Source organism: Bradyrhizobium ferriligni, assembly GCF_056837965.1.
In genome coordinates this window covers 1-471 of the sequence record NZ_JBXEJO010000247.1, presented here as the reverse complement: position 1 = coordinate 471, position 471 = coordinate 1, and the positions used below count along the sequence as shown (strand labels likewise).

General features: G+C 69.9%; 1 protein-coding gene. It reads left to right on the top strand.

Annotation, left to right across the window (positions count from 1 at the left end; translation table 11 throughout):
• Positions 1-7: 7 nt before the first annotated feature.
• On the top strand, positions 8-471 hold a 464-nt coding region (locus tag AC1VNY_RS42600), incomplete at its 3' end, for an autotransporter-associated beta strand repeat-containing protein (RefSeq protein ID WP_482409688.1).

Below are 471 nucleotides of genomic sequence, written 5' to 3'. Positions count from 1 at the left end.
GTTCAGCATCGCCGGCCTCTCCGGCGCCGGCACCAGCATCCAGCGGCTGTCGGGCACCGGCGGCGTCGATCTCGGCGCCAAGACGCTGACCATCACGGCGGCGAACGACACCTTCGCAGGCGTCATCGGCGGCAGCGGCGGACTGACGCTCGCCGGCGGCACCGAAACGCTGTCCGGCGCCAATAGCTATAGCGGCGTGACCACGATCTCCGCGGGCATGCTGGCGCTGACGGGCGCCGGATCGATCAGCAACTCCAGCCATGTGGTGGCGAATTCGGCGTTCGACATCTCCGGCCTCGCGGGCGCCGGGACCAGCATCCAGAGTCTTGCCGGCAGCGGCAATGTCGCGCTCGGCGCCAAGACGCTGACCATCACCAATGGCAGCGACACTTTCGCGGGCGCGATCGGCGGCACCGGCGGACTCGCGCTCACCGGCGGCACGCAGACGCTGTCCGGCACCAACAGCTACAG